The 17,049-nt window shown below is 45.0% G+C and carries 12 protein-coding genes; 1 reads left to right on the forward strand and 11 read right to left on the reverse strand.

Annotation, left to right across the window (positions count from 1 at the left end; translation table 11 throughout):
* Window positions 1–95: 95 nt before the first annotated feature.
* Window positions 96–1,160, reverse strand: coding sequence for an amidohydrolase family protein (locus BK127_RS21665; protein WP_076233614.1), 1,065 nt, complete (start codon window positions 1,158–1,160; stop codon window positions 96–98).
* A 128-nt stretch (window positions 1,161–1,288) separates the two neighbouring features.
* Here BK127_RS21665 and BK127_RS21670 point away from each other — a divergent pair, with 128 nt between their 5' ends.
* Entirely contained in the window at window positions 1,289–2,074 is a 786-nt protein-coding gene (locus BK127_RS21670; protein WP_076233615.1) for an AraC family transcriptional regulator, read from the forward strand.
* 343 nt (window positions 2,075–2,417) lie between these two features.
* On the opposite strand, the gene BK127_RS21675 is transcribed toward BK127_RS21670, so the two are convergent.
* The 10 genes from BK127_RS21675 to BK127_RS21720 all read right to left on the reverse strand — a co-directional run bounded on the left by BK127_RS21675 (window position 2,418) and on the right by BK127_RS21720 (window position 17,028).
* Window positions 2,418–4,046: an extracellular solute-binding protein gene (locus BK127_RS21675; protein WP_076233616.1), complete on the reverse strand. Its 1,629-nt coding sequence runs from the start codon at window positions 4,044–4,046 to the stop codon at window positions 2,418–2,420.
* Between the two features lie 60 nt (window positions 4,047–4,106).
* Window positions 4,107–4,964 carry a carbohydrate ABC transporter permease gene (locus BK127_RS21680; RefSeq protein WP_076233617.1) on the reverse strand — a complete coding sequence of 286 codons (858 nt, stop codon included), beginning with the start codon at window positions 4,962–4,964 and terminating at the stop codon, window positions 4,107–4,109.
* A gap of 12 nt (window positions 4,965–4,976) precedes the next feature.
* Window positions 4,977–5,864, reverse strand: a complete 888-nt coding sequence (locus tag BK127_RS21685; protein ID WP_144026532.1) for an ABC transporter permease — start codon at window positions 5,862–5,864, stop codon at window positions 4,977–4,979.
* Between the two features lie 376 nt (window positions 5,865–6,240).
* A complete protein-coding gene (locus tag BK127_RS21690; protein WP_076233618.1) occupies window positions 6,241–8,568 on the reverse strand; it encodes a helix-turn-helix domain-containing protein in 2,328 nt (775 codons plus the stop codon).
* Between the two features lie 152 nt (window positions 8,569–8,720).
* Entirely contained in the window at window positions 8,721–9,776 is a 1,056-nt protein-coding gene (locus tag BK127_RS21695; RefSeq protein WP_076233619.1) for an amidohydrolase family protein, read from the reverse strand.
* Window positions 9,777–9,930: 154 nt separating this feature from the next.
* Window positions 9,931–11,505 carry an extracellular solute-binding protein gene (locus BK127_RS21700; RefSeq protein ID WP_076233620.1) on the reverse strand — a complete coding sequence of 525 codons (1,575 nt, stop codon included), beginning with the start codon at window positions 11,503–11,505 and terminating at the stop codon, window positions 9,931–9,933.
* Between the two features lie 111 nt (window positions 11,506–11,616).
* A complete protein-coding gene (locus BK127_RS21705) occupies window positions 11,617–12,480 on the reverse strand; it encodes a carbohydrate ABC transporter permease (RefSeq protein WP_076233621.1) in 864 nt (287 codons plus the stop codon).
* Between the two features lie 14 nt (window positions 12,481–12,494).
* Complete coding sequence (locus BK127_RS21710) at window positions 12,495–13,418, reverse strand: ABC transporter permease (protein WP_076233622.1); 924 nt, start codon at window positions 13,416–13,418, stop codon at window positions 12,495–12,497.
* A gap of 256 nt (window positions 13,419–13,674) precedes the next feature.
* Window positions 13,675–16,017, reverse strand: a complete 2,343-nt coding sequence (locus BK127_RS21715; RefSeq protein ID WP_083689468.1) for a helix-turn-helix domain-containing protein — start codon at window positions 16,015–16,017, stop codon at window positions 13,675–13,677.
* Window positions 16,018–16,275: 258 nt separating this feature from the next.
* On the reverse strand, window positions 16,276–17,028 hold the full coding sequence (locus tag BK127_RS21720; protein WP_076233624.1) for an amino acid ABC transporter ATP-binding protein: 753 nt from the start codon (window positions 17,026–17,028) through the stop codon (window positions 16,276–16,278).
* Window positions 17,029–17,049: the final 21 nt, after the last annotated feature.

The following is a 17,049-nucleotide window of genomic DNA, read 5'->3' on the forward strand; positions in this document are numbered from 1 at the left end:
TTCTCACCGGCTAATGCTAATTTTAACGCAAAAAATGAGGTTAACCAGATTTAGCTGGTTAACCTCATAATACGAAACCTATTTTAACGATAGAGCTACAGTTTATATAGTCTTTTGGCATTTTCATAGAAAATCTTTTTTCTTGCTTCAAGGCTCAGACGTTTGAGAATCGCATCCGGGGCATCAAAGTCCCAGTGGGGATAGTCGCTGGAAAACATCAAAATATTTTCCGCATCCATCATGTCAAACAATCTGATCAAATCTTTGGGATTATCCGGCTCTTCAATCGGCTGTGTGGAAAGGAAACAATGGTCGCGAATGTACTCACTTGGCAATCGTGTCAACCACGGCACCTGGGCCCGCAAAGCTTTGTAGTTTTTGTCCAGCCTCCACATCAGATGGGGCAGCCAGGCAATCCCCCCTTCCAGCAGTACCAATTTCAAATTTGGGAACTTCACAAACACTCCTTCACAAACAACACTGGTCAATTGTGCCATAAACATCTGGGACAAATTCGTGTGCCATTCGATATATCGGGTAGGATAACCAGCTGAAGTCGGGGCGCCGGTGCCACCTGTACCTTCGGTTCCGGGATGTACAGCTATTGGCAGTCCATGCCGCTCTGCCGCCTCATAGATCGGATGATACATGCGATGCCCCAGCGGTTCGCGGGTTGCACTGGAAATAATAACCTCGATAATATCCGGGTGTCCGGCGATACGGTCGATTTCACGCGCAGCGAGCAGAGGATCCCCTGTTGATACGACCATTGCCCCCTTGAATTTATCGCTCCGCGGAAGCCATTCCGCAATCAAATAATCGTTATATGCAGAAGCAATAGCTGCCGTAAAATCAGGATCATGTGTTGCTGAAATATTATAAAGAATACCGGTCAGAACGACATATTCCATATTGTACTCTTCCAGTAGTTGTTCGAGCATATAATCCGGGTCCGATCCTTCCACCCCTCCGCCTGGTGGCTTGGTGTCCTTACGCATTCCTCCGACTGGCGACCAGTACCCGCTCCCCATCATACCGATCCCGGAAGCAGCAACCCGGGTTTTCCAGGGCTCCGGTAAATAGGGAACCAGATCCTGCGGTTTTTTCAACTCATTATGCACGTCCACATCGATGACCTTCAATATTTCACTCACTTTCATGACCTCCCTTATGTCCTATGTTTATTGTAATCAAAGAGACAAGGGATCACGATAAGTGATTCAACAATTTATTGAGAGATTCTCCGATTAGTATGATAAAATGAAGTCATTGGGAGGGGAGCAGACTCGTGAAAATAACATCGGTTTTATTTGATTCTCAAATGGGCAAAAACTGGAGCATATCGAGGTCACCGACTAAATATGATATTTTACTGCTTGTTATCAACGGAAAAATCACTTATACCTTAGGGGATACCGTAATTCCTCTGCAGCGTGGAGACGGTCTGTTTATATCAGCGGGTACTATGCGATCTGCAGTCACGGACCCTACTGATCCCCATCAGATGTTTTCCGTACACTTCAACGATTCTACGGAAATTGATATACCTCTACTTGCTGGAGGAGACCACCGTTTTATTCGAACCATCAGCTTCGATTACCTGAAGCAGCGGTTTTCTTTGCTTTATGATTGCTGGATCGGGCAAATGCCGTGTTATGAAATTATTTCCAAGGGAATTATGCTGGAAATATTGGGGATCGTCCAACGGGAGCTTATGTCCAAGCAGCATCCCACGTCCAAGCAAAGCCTGGCTATGCACATTCAGCAATATATCGTCAAGCACTACCGGGAGCCGATTCGTCTCAGTGAGCTTGCTCAACACGTTGACCGGACTCCGAATTACATTTCAAGTGTATTTAAAGAAGTAACAGGCCGCACACCGGTCGAATACCTGCATCAGGTGCGTATTACCTCTGCCCGCGAGATGCTGCTTAATACCGATATGACAATCAAGGAGATTTCCGATTATCTCGGTTATTGCGATCAAACTTACTTTAATTATATTTACAAAAAAAATATAGGCTATCCTCCAACATCTACGCCCAAGCGTGGCATGAAGCAGGCAGCGGAATAAAAGCAGCTGTTCAATGGAGGCCAAATAGAAAAACTATCCTTGTCTAAACCCATACGTTGGCGCGTTGGCGAGGACATGGGTATGGGGTTCCAGCCGTTGTTGAAGTCGTGTTCCGTGGATTAGACTAGGCGGTGGGAACACGACTTCAACAACGGCCCGTAAACTTTCCACCCCACACCCATGTCCTCTGTTCATCCTTGTTTGCTATCTGCCACTTCTAAGCTCTAAGAGCCGATACGGTACTCACCTCATCATGTTTAAGAAAGACCGTCCAGCAAGGTCGCGGACGGTCCTTTCGTGTATATATTCATACGCTTACGCACGAAACTCCAAGTGAATAAGCTTATTTCCCATAAGTGCGCTTGTAGGCTGCATTGTACATTTTCAGCAGATCGTCCACGCCCTGTTTCTTCGACTGGTCAATAAATTCGGCAACGGTTTGATCATTGATCGGTGTTTTTCCACTGACAAATTCGGTTAGCTTCTGATCAAAATATTTGTTCAGGTTGTTCAGCTTCGATTTTTCGATTTCCTGCTCATCCGCATTTTTAACGATCGATTTGGGTGCGTCAATAATAAATTTGGCATAGGAAGCATTGATTTCCTTGTTTTTGGCGTCCAGACCTCTTTCCCATGCAGCACGTGCTATCGCGTTATTGATCGAGACGTTAGGAAACCACACGCCCCAATCACGGCGCAATGGAACATAGGGACTGGTACCGAACTCTTCCATGTATCTGGGCTTGCCATCTACCAGTTTATAGGTTTTGTTCAAGATGCCGAGCGACATCAAATTCGTGCCTTCCTCGCTGTATAAATAATCCATAAATTTGATCGCCGCATCTTTGTCTTTTACATTAGCTGAAATCGCAAGGCCGCTTGTACCGACGGCAGGCCGTGCGTACTGATAATTTTTGACACCTTCGGCAGCGAATTGCGGGATGACATTCATATCAAAATCTTTATTGTTGGGGTTGGCTTTACGGGCTTTCTCAATTAACGGGTCCATGTCAGCCTTCCAGAAGTAGGTAACCATCGATTTTCCCGTCAGCAGCCGCTCTTCCCATTGGGCTGTAGTCAACAGCGCGAACTCCGGTTCGAGCAGCTTCTCGGCATACAGCTTATTCATGTACACCAACGAATCCTTGAACCCTTTATGATACCCGGCGAACTCATATTGACCGCCGCTTCCTGGTGTTTCGTTAATGAATCCTTCGACGCCTGTGAATGCTCTTAAGAATACCGTAAAGATCCCGGTCAGGTTAGGGCTGCTGACAGGTGTGCGAAATGTGAGCGGATACGAATCCGGGTGTTTTTCTTTTAACGCTTTCAGATATTGGTAGAACTCATCCACAGTAGTCGGCGCCTTCAAGCCGTATTTGTCCTGCAAATCCTTTCGAACGTACCAGGCGTAGTTAAAGCCTTTCGTGCTGGGATCACTTTCCAATACAGGCATGGAATAATATCCGCCATTCGCTGCTGTCGCCTGAGCCTTCGCTTCCGGGTTATTGTCAAAAAACTTCTTGATATTCGGCGCTTTGTCCAAATAGTCTTTTAAATTCAGGAACACCTTCTCCGGTCCAAAATCCCTTCCATCCTGATTAGGCACAAGTATAAAGTCGGTGACTGTATTCGTCGCAATCATTATTTTTCTTTTTTCCGGGAGTGCTTCCTCACTGATCACCTGAAAATCAATTTTGGCGCCCGTTTTCTTCTCAATTTCCTTGAAGGTTTCCCAATCCTGCTTAACCGGTCCCTCCACGCGATTAGCTGCCAACCATGTGAACGTTACCGCTTTGGGCTGCTGGCTTGCCGCTGGGGCTGGCGTTGTCGCTGATGGCGGCGCCGTTGTGCCACCTGTATCCTTTGCTGGCGTTGAAGTGCCAGCACTGGGTCCCCCGCTGCTACAGCCGGCAATCATGCCGCCAAACATAATAGCTGTAAGCGTCGCTGCATATGCTCTCTTTTTCACCCTAATACCTCCCTTAATGGTTCATATATAGGAACAGATTCCAGGGGAATCTATGGCTATCTAGCCTTTCACGCCGCCAATCATGCTGCCCTGCACAAAATATTTTTGGATAAAGGGATACACGCACAGGATCGGCAATGTCGCGATTACGATCAATGCATATTTCAACGATTCGATATAACTTTGATCACCCTCACCCTGCGGGTTGTTGCCGGCTATAAGGACACTGCGAAGCATAATCTGCAGCGGATGCATCTTGCCGTTATTCAAATACAGCAGTGCATCAAAAAAAGCATTCCACTGATTGACGGCTGTAAATAATCCGATCGTCATCATGACCGGCAGCGATAAAGGAACAACGACTCTCAGCAGCACCTGCATGGAGCCGCAGCCGTCCATAATCGCTGCATCCTCAATCTCCTCCGGTAGCCCTTCAAAAAACGTCCTCATAATGAACAAGTGCCAGGTGCTAATCAAGGATGGCAGCACGATAGCCCAAATCGTATCCAACATGTTTAATTGCTTGACAAGGAGAAATGTTGGAATCAGTCCTCCATTGAATACCAAAGTAAACGCGGCCAGTATCAGAATCCACTTTCTACCAATCAGCCACCTTTTGGCCAAGGGATACGCCATAGCAGAAGTTGCTATTAAAGTAAGAACGGTTTGCACCACGGTATAACGAATCGTGTTCCAATAGCTGATCCACAGGTTTTCATCGACGATAATTTTTTCATAAGCGCCAAAATTGATGCCTTTGGGCCACAGCAGAACCTGTCCGCTGGCAACCATCGCATTATCACTAATCGAGGCTGCAAATACAAACACCATCGGATATAACATGATCATAATGACGACTACCATGATCAGCGTATTGACGATATCAAACAGCTTGAAGCCAAAGCTTTTTCGTTTCATGCTGCCCCTCCTCTACCATAAACTGGTCTGCGAATATTTTTTCACAAGCCGATTGGCCGTAACGACTAATGTAAAGCCAATCACCGATTGAAACAGACCTACAGCTGAGGCGAAGCTGAAGTCGGCATTCAATACTCCTCTTCGATAGACGAAAGTATTGATCACATCGGACGTCTCGTAGTTCATCGGATTATAGAGCAGCAATATTTTTTGAAACCCGATCTCCATAAAATGGCCGAGACTGAGCACAAATAAAATCGTCATGACCGGAATCATCCCAATCAACGTAATATGACGTATTTGCTGCAGACGATTGGCACCGTCCATTCTGGCTGCTTCATACAAAGCGGGATCGATGCCGGCAATAGCCGCCAAATAGAGGATCGTCCCCCAACCGACCTTTTGCCATATTTCCGAACTGATATATATGGTTCTGAACCATTCGGGCAAGCCCAGAAACATGGTCGGCTCGATGCCAAACGCTTTATGCAGCAATATATTGACGATACCGGTAGACGGAGACAAGAAGATGACGAGAATTCCGGCGATCACCACCGTTGACAGGAAATGCGGCATGTAGCTGATGCTTTGCACGATTCGTTTGAATGTTTTATTTTTGATCTCATGAAGCAGCAAGGCCAGAATAACCGGAGTTGGAAAATGAAACAACAAATCGTAAATATTCAATAACACGGTATTGCGGATCAGCTTCCACGAATCAGGCGTATTATAAAAAAACTCAACAAAATGCGCCAGCCCGACAAACTTGCTCCCCAGCATGCCTTTTCCAATCGAATAGTTCTGAAACGCAATAATAATTCCGTACATCGGCACATACTTGAAAACAATATAATAGATGATGCCTGGGAGCATTAATAAATATAAGGCTTTATGTTTCATTAGATAACGTTTGGCACGTAAGCGCTTTCCAGTTGTGATTTGAGAAACGACGCGCTCACTCGTTCTTTTATTGACTCCGCTATTGGCTGACAAAGCACCCTCACTCCTTTTGTATTCACTTCACTCGGTACTTGATAACGCATACTCCTGACCTAAAGATAGGTGCTCTGGCAGCAGGCGTAAAGCGTGCATTTTTGTGCTATGTAGCTATTTGTGTATCTTACCCTTCTTATATCCTATTCCACGCTTCCCGCAAAAATAGCGACACATACAATTATAGCTACGTATAATGAGCCTGCCGATGTCGCTGAATACCAAAGACCCGCTCCCTGTCATTATGACAGTGAAACGGGCCACATGGAGTGATATGCCATTGTTATTGATGATGAATCGTTCGATATTTGCCGGGAGTAATACCTTCATATTTGCAAAAGGTTCGGATGAATGAAGTCCGTCCCAAATACCCGACTTTTTCAGAAATGACGTCGATGGTCATGTCGGTCTCAAGCAAATATCTTTTGGACATCATCAAGCGATGCTTTGTAATATATTCCACGTATTTTTCCCCAACTGTTTCCTTGAAGGTACGGCTAAAATGACTTACCGACATGTTTAATTGCTGAGCGAATTTCTCCACAGATAGTTCTTCTCCGTAATGTTGATGAATATAGTCCAATATTTCTGCAAATTGCGCGCTCCGGTCGCTTGGCTCCACCAATGGAAACATAATCGTATGGATATGCTCGAAGCATTGCTTGATTTCATCCCAGGTCGCACAGCGATTCAGCTTCTCGAACAAGCTGTAGTAAAAAGGAATGTTCAAGTCTTTACGTTCCGTCTCTACTGCGCGGATCCATGTATTCAACACGTCCGAGCATAATCCCTTTACCTGATAGGCACTTGCGTTTTTCACGACTGCCATATCCAACAGGTCGAAGACCGATTTCAGCAGCTTGGCATAATTCCGTGATTTGTATATATTAAAAATCCGATTGACTTCATCACTAGATAAAAAGCTGTCAAGCTGCGTTCGATCTTCCCAAGCATTCTCTTCACTTAAAATCTCCACTCTGGAGTGAAGGCTTTTATGCTGCAGCATGGCCAAGGCTGAATCATAGGACAAGTACAGCTCACCGATATCGTGAACTTTTTTCCCGATTCCAATCGCAGCTTTAAAATACGGATTAAATTGCTGTAGAATCAGCTCCACAACCTCTGATACCTCTTTAGGGCCCATATGTAAAAAAAGCGAATGCTGGACCACACACGCCAGCATATCCGGCTTCGTCTGGCATAGCCAAACGGTTCCTGATGCTGATTTGAGAATACGTTCCTTTAATTCCACCATCATAAACGTTTTGGACGTTTCCGAAATTTGCTCAAGTACCCATGAATAGTACTGGATTTCAATACACAGAACGGTTCGTGCTACATTCCGCTCGTAAACAAAATCGATCTCTCTGGCATATAATTCGATCGATAAATTGTCACGATATTCGCCGGACAGCATCTTCGCTATAAAATCCTCTTGTACAATCGGAGACATCCCACTCACCAATTCAGACAGCTCTTTATTCTCAGATATTAATAGCTTCGAGAACTGCTTAATAAAATCGTAGTCATTTCCTTTTTGCTGTACAGGTAAAACAGATTTACGAAGGTGCGACGTCAATCCGCTTTTGATTTCGAGGATCGGTTTGTATAACCTTTTACTTAAGTAATAAGAAACCAATCCACCTAGAACCAAAAAAAATCCGAGAAATACAAGGTTGAACATACGAATCCTGTGCGCTGGCTTCAATAAGGTTTCGAGATCGATCAGACTGACATAATACCACGTATCATTAAAGCGGGATTTTACATAAGATAACGCTTGCAACTGGTCGTCTGAATAAAGCGCTCCTTCGGAATGAGAACGGGCTGCGTCAAGCAGCTTTTGCGGATTAACAATGGATTCGCCAGCCCGAGTAATCACGTTACCCGTCACATCAACAATAGCGGTCCCTGCAACCCACTTCTCCTGAATACGAATATGCTTGCTAAGCTCACCCAGCTTCATGTTGACGATCAGATACACATCGGGATGATCACTATTGAATGGATAGCTCATCACTGCCGAAATGCTGGAGCTAGACGATACAATATCATTCGTGAACAGTATTTTTTGATGCAAGGTATATGGCTTTGTAAAATGCATCATTTTTTTACCGGAAAAGTTGTTCAGGTATTCTTTCTTTTCCTGATCACTGATCGGATAAAAATATTGAAAAAAATTTTCTTTGCTTGTCTCTGTGTTAAACCCTATAACAAGGTCGTATTTGGCAAAATAAAAGTAGGCGTTGGAGATGATATCGCCTGTATCCAGCGTATTTAACTGATCCATCAGATAATGGGTAATTTCATAATAGTCGGGGTCTTTGACAGGCTCGTCGAACAGCTTCATAGCGCTTTTAAGGTTAGAGGTACCCAGAAGATTAATCATGTTGGCCTGGAGAGAAGAAAAGGCGGTGTCGGTTTGGGTGGAGAAGTTGCGGATCGTGATGTTATTCGAATTCTCCGCCTCCTGCTCGATCAGCTTGACTACAAACACATAAGTAAATGTACTGGCTATAATAACGGGAATGAGAAAGAGAATAAAATAGCTTGCAAAAAACTGCCAAAACAACGCTATATTAAACGAGCGGGGGCCGAAAAACCGATTCACCTATCACACCAATCCCCTTCCAATTATTTGTATATTTCTATTTTCACACATCTGCTTAGGGGTTGGCAAGGTTCGAAATTAAATAAACATTCCCCGTGATAAACGACAAAATCCGCAGGGAATGTTGGATTCGAGCATAGTTGGAATCACATTTACAGGTTATACAGCTTTCTGGCATTTTCGTAAAAGATTTTATGGCGTGCATCAGGATTCAGACGCTTCAATATTTCCATCGGAGCATCATTATCCCAATGCGGATAGTCACTGGAGAAAACAATGAAGTTTTCAGCGTCAATCATATTGAACAAATCGATTAGATGGTTCGGATTGTCGGGCTCCTCAATCGGTTGAGTAGAAAAGTAGCAATGATCGCGGATGTATTGGCTCGGCAGCCTCTTTAACCAAGGAACCTGAGCCCTTAGTGCTTTGTAGTTTTTATCCAAACGCCACATCAGATGCGGCAGCCAAGCCAGTCCACCCTCCAGCATGACAAATTTTAATTCGGGAAACTTCTCAAATACACCTTCGCATACGAGACTTATCGTATGGGCCATATAGTTCTGTGATAAACCAGTATGCCATTCCAGATAACGGGTCGGAATACCCGCCGCTGAAGCATAAGTTCCACCAGAGCCTTCAGCACCCGGATGTATGGACATGGGAAGGCCGTTGCGTACGGCCGCTTCATAGATCGGGTGGAATTGACGCTGACCGAGCCCTGCACGTTGGGCACTGCCCATGAGCACCTCCACGATGTCAGGATGTCCCCCAACCCGATCAATCTCCCTGGCAGCCAGCAGCGGGTCCTGACCAGCAACTAACATCGCCCCTTTAAACGACTTATGAACCGGCAGCCATTCCTTAATCAAATAATCATTGTATGCCGTACAAATAGCCGCCGCATAGTCAGGGTCGGGATTCACACATATATTCATCGCGTCACCCGTCAGGATCGCAAATTCGATATGATTCGGTTCGATCAAATTCTCTACCAAAAATTCCGGGTCCGAAGCAGCCGGCCCTCCGGTAGGAGGCATACAGTCCTTGCGGAACACACCTATGGGTGACCATATTCCATGCCATGGATTTCCAATGCCGCTGCCTGCAACACGCGATTTCCACGGCTCGGGCAAATATTCAACAAGGTCTGTCGGGGTTCTAAACGTGTTATGCACATCGGTATCAATGACTTTCTGCACTGAACTCATTTTCTAAAAGCCCCCTTACATTTGATACATACATTGTAAAATGCAGGGTGTTGATTTGCGATTAATAATACTACGTTATATTCAGTAATTCTACGATTTCAGGAAAAACCCCCTATCCGCGGATAAGGGGTTGGCCTAGAGGAGCTATATTTGCTTATTTGCCGCCATACGTCCGTTTATAGGCAGTGTTGTACATAGTAAGGATTTCATCCAATCCCAGCTTTTTTGTCTGGTCTACAAACTCTTTAATGGTATCATCATTGACCGGTGTCTTGCCAACAACGAATTCAGCCATTTTTTGGTCCATGTATTTGTCCAGATTACTCAGCTTCGATTTTTCAAGCTCCTGCTCTTCTTTAGTTTTTGCATAACCTCTTGGGGCTGGTACGATAATCGGTTCATAGGCCTCATTAACCTTCTTGGTCCTTGGGTTCAAAGCACTTTCCCAAGCTAACCGTGCAAGCGCAAAGTCGGAGCCAATACCAGGAAACCAAACACCGTAATCTTTGCGAAGTCCGTTAAATGGAGACGTGCCAAATGACTCCAGGTAGCGCGGTTTTCCATCCACCATCTGGTATGTTTTACCTTCAATCCCCAATGAAAGCAGCTTCTCACCTTCATCACCTATCAAAAAGTCAAGTAATTTGACTGCTGCTTCTTTATCTTTAACCTTATTGGAAAGGGCAATCCCGTTGACGTTAACGACTGAACGAGCGAATTGATAGTTTTTCACATTCGGAGCAGTGACCTGCATGAAACCTTCCATATTATACTCTGCATTTCCGCTTGCTTTGCGTGCCTTTTCAGCAATGTCTTCAATGTCGGCTTTCCAGACGAACGTAACGAACGATTTATTCGAAATTAGCCGCTCATCAAACTGCGCACGAGTTAACAACGAATATTCGGGATCAAGCAGCTTTTCGCTATACAATTTGTTCAAATATTGCAAGGTTTCCTTGAATCCTTTCTGATATCCAGCGAATGTATAGGTATCGTTATCAGGATTCAGGTTGATAAGTCCCTGAATGCCGGTAAACGCTCTCAGGAAAACCGTATACAGTCCCATCTTCTTCTCTGTTGCAGGCGGGAACATGGTCAATGGATAAGAATCTGGATTCTGTTGTTTAAGTCCCTTCAACACCTGATAGAATTCATCCATATTGGTCGGAACCTTAAGACCATATTTATCTAATAGATCCTTACGTAAATACCAGGCATGGTCAAATCCTTTGCCTCCAATATAGGAATCCAGATTCGGTACGGTGTAAATCCCACCATCCGCTGCGGTTGCAAGTGCTTTTGCCTCCGGATTTTCATCAAAATATTTTTTGATATTAGGTGCTTTGTCCAAGTACGTCTTCAGGTTCAGGAATACGCCTTCAGGACCTTGCTCACGCCCTTCCTGATTGGTGATGTGCATAATATCAGGTACAGAGTTTGTAGCGATCAGAATTTTTTTCTTCTCCTCCAAGGATGTAGCAGGTACAGCCTGAAACTCAATTTTGGCACCGGTTTTTTTCTCAATTTCCTTGAAAATTTCCCAATCTTGGCGAATCGGTCCTTCAATACGATCTCCAACCAACCATGTATAAGTAGCCGGTTTGATCGCACTGGTACCCCCATCTCCCGTTGCCTCAGGTTTGTTTCCAGCGCTGCTGCATCCTGCTACTACTCCCGTAAGCATTACTGAGGTAAGTGCCATCGCTATTGCTCTTTGTTTGTGCTTCATTACTTAAACCTCCCAATTATCGTTCGTTAACTTGTTTGTATATAGTAACAGATGAACAAACCATCTGCAGCTACCAACATTACCCTTAATTCAGCTGCCTTCCAGCAAAGATTAGCCTTTTACGCCGCCGATCATGCTGCCTTGTGTAAAGTATTTCTGCAAGAATGGATATACACAAAGGATGGGCAGTGTCGCAACCACGATCAAAGCGTATTTCACCGTTTCCATCGTTTGCAGATCACCCTCACCCTGAGCCGGATTGAGTCCCGCAATCAAATAATTACGAATCATAATTTGCAGCGGATACATCGTGTTATCACTTAAATAAATAAGTGCGTCGAAAAATGCATTCCATTGGCCTACTGCCGTAAACAAACCAATGGTCGCCATCACCGGCATGGAAAGTGGAATGACGATACGCAGCAGCACCTGAAAAGACCCACAACCATCCATAGTGGCCGCATCCTCGATTTCTTCGGGAAGAGCTTCGAAGAAGGTACGCATAATGAACAAATGCCATGTACTGATTAATGACGGAAGCACAATGGCCCAGATCGAATTTAATAAATCAAGCTGTTTGACGACGATAAAGGTCGGGATTAACCCACCATTAAACAGCATGGTGAAGGCGGCCATAAGTAATATCGTTTTTCGTAAAGGAAGCCATTTCTTGGCGAGCGGATACGCCATAGCTGAGGTTGCCAGCAGCGTCAACACCGTATGAACTACGGTAAACCTGATTGTATTCCAGTAGCTGACCCACAGCTGCTTATCTCCAAATATTCGCTCATAGGCGGCAAAGGTCAGTGATTTGGGCCAAAGAAATACTTTGCCGCCAGCTACCATTGCATTATCACTAATTGAAGCCGAGAACACATACACCATGGGATAAAGCATAATGATGATAAGGAAAACCATGAAAATCATATTAATCGTATCGAATATCGTGGATGCCAAGCTTTGTTTCAAACGCATGTTGGTCCTCCTTTCTACCACAGACTGGTCTCGGAATATTTACGGGCAACACGATTGGCAATGACGACCAGAATCAGGCCGATAGCCGATTGGAACAATCCGACGGCCGAAGCGAAGCTGAAATCTGCATCGAGAATCCCTCTTCTATATACAAAGGTGTTAATAACATCGGCAGTTTCATAATTTAACGGGTTATACAACAATATGATTTTGTGGAAGCCTATTTCCATAAAATGGCCCAGATTGAGTACAAACAAAATCACCATAACCGGAATCATGCCAACAAAAGTAATATGGCGAATTTGGTGATACCGATTAGCGCCATCCATCTTGGCCGCTTCATATAAGGCCGGATCTACTCCGGCGATGGCTGCCAGATACAGAATCGTTCCCCAGCCAATCTTTTGCCAAATCTCTGAGCCTACATAAATCGTTCGGAACCATTCGGGAATCCCAAGAAACATAATCGGTTCCGTACCCAGCCATTTTAGTGCAAAGTTAACAATACCGGTCGTCGGTGACAGGAAAATAACGAGTATGCCTGCGATAACCACCGTTGATAAGAAGTGCGGCATGTAGCTGATCGTCTGCACGAACCGTCTGAAATATTTGTTCTTAAGCTCATTAAACAGAAGTGCCAATATAATGGGAGCCGGAAAGTGAAACAACAGATCATAGGAGTTGAGCAGCACTGTATTGCGAATCAGCTTCCAGGAATCAGGCGTATTCACGAAAAACTCAACGAAGTGCTTCATTCCGACAAACTTGCTTCCAAAAACTCCTTTTCCCATGGAATAATCCTGAAACGCAATGACTACCCCATACATGGGCACATACTTGAAAATAATGTAATACAATATACCCGGCAGCATGAGCAGATACAGCGCCTTATGCTTCCTTGCTGTCTGCCAACCGGCTTTCCATTTACTTACCACCATCTCATCACGCTCCTGATGTTATCCAATCGGTTCCCGCGTGCTCTGCAAATCTTGCTATGATCTGTATCACACCGTTAACGCATAGCCACAGCATACGGATTATATGAACAGCTGTAAATCGCGCATTTTTTCGTATCGTCTTTTTTTGTCTGACAGTAAGGTTATACAAAAAAAGCCAGCCCAATGGCCGACTTTTCTGCACTTTTATTAACGTTATAGGCCCTTCCGCAAAAAAAGCTCATCTCACAAAAAACGCCTATTTTACATTTCTGTACTTGCCCGGTGTGATCCCTTCGTACTTGCGGAACATTCGGATAAATGCATTGCTGCCCAGATAACCTACCCGCTCCGCGATCTCTTCAATTTTCATGTCGGTTTCATTAAGCAGCTTCTTGGCCATGGATAATCGATACTTCGTTATATATTCCATATATTTCTCACCGACAGCTTCCTTGAACGTCCGGCTAAAGTGGCTTACCGACATATTCATTGTTCCGGCAAACCATTCTATCGATAGCTCCTCCTGGTAATGCTCGTTAATATATTGCACCACTTCCGCAAACTGATCGCTTCGATTCATGGAAGACGAAGCCTGGAACAGCAAGGAATGAATATGTTCGAAATGCTGCTTAAGCTCATCCCATGTCTGGCACCTGTTCAACGACTCGAATAATCCGGAATATAACGAAATGTTAAAATCATTGCGCCCTGTCTCTACGGCACGAATCCATGTATTGAGCACATCCGCGCACAAGCTTTTCATCTGCATCGCGCCTGCCTGCTTGCGTTGTCCCAATTCCAGCAGGTGAAGTGCGGATTGCAGCAGCCGTTCATACTCTTGCGCCTTGTACATATTCGCGATACGGTTCACTTCCTCGGACGACAGGAAGCTGTCCATCTGAGCCCGATCCTCCCAAGCATCGTCCTCGCTGCAGATTTCGACCTCTGCGTTCAGACTTTTTTGCTTTAGCATAGCCAGACCGTATTGATAGGAGCTATGAAGTTCGCCTATTTCCTGCACGGTCCTGCCGATCCCGATCGTCGATTTGAAATAAGTCATATACGGCTCCAGCACCCGCTTGATCTGCCTGGCTATCTCTGCTGCATCGGTGGAATTGTCCAGGTCATGATGCCATACACAGGCCAGTACATCTGCTCTTGTTTGGCTTAGCCACATTTGGTTGGATACCTGCTTCCCGATTTTCTCCTTCAGTTCAACAAGCAGGAACGACTTCGACGTCTCGGACAGCTGTTCCAGCACATGTGCATAATAATGATATTCAATAACCAGCACCGTACGTGCAGCTTTAATTTCGCAGGGGAAGGCGATCTCTTTGGAGTAATAATCAATCGACAGGTTATCTCTGTACTCACCTAACAGGATTTGGGTAATAAAATCCTCCTGTACGATAGGAAGCGCCCCTTTAACCCATTGAGACATCTCCTTATGCTCGGATATGAGCAATTTGGAAAATCGTTTAATCATATCGAAGTCATTGCCATCCTGCACAATCTCGACTCCATCAGGCGGAGTAAAGGATTGGTGAGCTTGCAAACGATTGCGAATTTCCAGGATCGGGGTATACAGACGCCTACTCAAATAATAAGACACACAGGCTCCGACCAGAAGAAAAAACAATACAAACACGATGCTCAGAATACGCAGCGTCTCAGCAGGCTTCAAAAGCGTTTTCAAATCAACCCAGCTGATATAGTACCAGGAAGAATCGTATTCGGATCTGACAAATGAAACGGCCTGTTGGTCATTATAAGCAGAGAACGCTCCTTCCGATTTGGCGAGGATAGCCTCATTCAGGGAGTTTAAGTTCAGCTCTGCTGTATCCGATTGGCTGATCACACTTCCGTCTGTATGAATGATCGCAGTCCGGGAAATCCATTTTTCCTGTGTCTGGATCAACCGCTCCAGCTTTTCCTTCTGAAAATGAACCTCAAAGTACACTTCGGGATTATCGGAGTTGAACGGATAACTCATCATAACCGAAACGTTGGAACCACGTGTTTGATTGTCACCTAAAACATTATTTCTAAGATTGGCAGGATACGGATCGGTGAAACGCATCATTTGTTTGCCCTTAAATTGAGCAATCAGCTTCGATGACTCCGATTCATCCAGAGAGTAATAATTTTTGAAATAAAATGATTTGTTCGTATAAATATTATTATCGATCACCAGATCGGCATTTGCGAAATAAAGGAAAGCACCTGATACGAGCGGCTCTGTGATGACGGAGTTTACCTGTGTCATCATCGCGTAAATCATCTCTGTTTGTTCCATATTGAGCTGGGACTTACCGGCATACTTCAGAATGCTTTTCATATTGGACGAGCTTAATAAATTGATCATATCCACTTGAAGAGAATGAAAGCTCGCGTCAGCCTGACGAGCATTGTTCTTCATAACGATGTAGCTCGATTGCTCTGCTTCCTTCTGGATCAGACTAACGACAAAAAGATTCGTAAACGCGCTTGCCAGAATGGCAGGAATAAGAATAAGCATAAAATATTTGGCAAAAAACTTCCAAAAAAGCTTATTATTGAACGATTTGAGCTTGAAGAGCAAGGACATCCGTGTTGTCATTCCTTCCTGAGTGAAGAACCCGTTGTACTATATTGCGGCGTCCGCCTTCTAATTATAACTGCAATTATTGAAAAGCGCGATTGGTAAACATACGGATTTTTGAGTGATTCTCCGATTTTGGGCATACAGAATACACATCTTGAACCTAAAAAACCACCTCAAATGAAGCCTCCGGCTTCCACTTGGGCAGTGGGGATGGAGGCTTCCTGACGTGGTTTATTTGAAGCTCTGTGATTAGGTAGATTTATTTATGTCATGTTAAATGGAATAGTTCAGCTCCGGTCGTATCCGCTTGAGGAATTGCTTGGTCCGCTCTTCCTTCGGATCGCTGAACAGCTCATTCGGCTTGCCTTCCTCGACAATTACGCCTTCATCCATAAATACAACATGGCCCGCAACGTCCTGCGCAAAGCCCATCTCATGAGTTACGATGATCATCGTAATTCCTTCCTTGGCAATTTTGCGAATGACTGACAGCACCTCGCCTACCAGCTCCGGGTCGAGCGCTGAGGTCGGCTCATCAAACAAAATCACCTCGGGGTTAAGCGCCAACGCCCGGGCGATGCCTACCCGCTGCTGCTGACCGCCGGATAATTGTGACGGATAAGCGTCCAGCTTGTGTTCAAGCCCTACTTTTTTCAACAGCTCGACGCTTAAATCTCTGGCTGCTTCCTTAGGAAGCTTCTTTACGACCAAGAGCCCTTCCATTACATTCTCCAGCGCGGTTTTATGCTTGAACAGATTATACTGCTGGAACACCATCGCCGACCTTTGGCGAAGCTGATGAATTTCCTTCTTGCCTGCACGCTTGCAGTCGATAGCGAAATCGCCGATGGTGATGCTGCCCTCGTCCGGCTTTTCAAGATAGTTCAAGCAGCGCAGCAGGGTGGTTTTACCCGAACCGCTGGGTCCAAGAATAGCGACGACCTCACCCTTGTGCACGGTTAAATCGATGCCCTTCAGCACCTGGTTGCGGCCAAAGGATTTTTTGATCTTTGACATTTGAATCATGCTGCGCCACCTCGATTATAG

This window comes from Paenibacillus sp. FSL H7-0331 (assembly GCF_001956045.1).

Bases quoted from the DNA above. Each gene is read 5' to 3' on its own strand.
- BK127_RS21685 (WP_144026532.1), bottom strand. From the start codon at position 5,864: ATGAAACATAAAGCCTTATATTTATTAATGCTCCCAGGCATCATCTAT.
- BK127_RS21710 (WP_076233622.1), bottom strand. From the start codon at position 13,418: ATGGTGGTAAGTAAATGGAAAGCCGGTTGGCAGACAGCAAGGAAGCAT.
- BK127_RS21680 (WP_076233617.1), bottom strand. From the start codon at position 4,964: ATGAAACGAAAAAGCTTTGGCTTCAAGCTGTTTGATATCGTCAATACG.
- BK127_RS21695 (WP_076233619.1), bottom strand. From the start codon at position 9,776: ATGAGTTCAGTGCAGAAAGTCATTGATACCGATGTGCATAACACGTTT.
- BK127_RS21720 (WP_076233624.1), bottom strand. From the start codon at position 17,028: ATGATTCAAATGTCAAAGATCAAAAAATCCTTTGGCCGCAACCAGGTG.
- BK127_RS21700 (WP_076233620.1), bottom strand. From the start codon at position 11,505: ATGAAGCACAAACAAAGAGCAATAGCGATGGCACTTACCTCAGTAATG.
- BK127_RS21665 (WP_076233614.1), bottom strand. From the start codon at position 1,160: ATGAAAGTGAGTGAAATATTGAAGGTCATCGATGTGGACGTGCATAAT.
- BK127_RS21715 (WP_083689468.1), bottom strand. From the start codon at position 16,017: ATGACAACACGGATGTCCTTGCTCTTCAAGCTCAAATCGTTCAATAAT.
- BK127_RS21705 (WP_076233621.1), bottom strand. From the start codon at position 12,480: ATGCGTTTGAAACAAAGCTTGGCATCCACGATATTCGATACGATTAAT.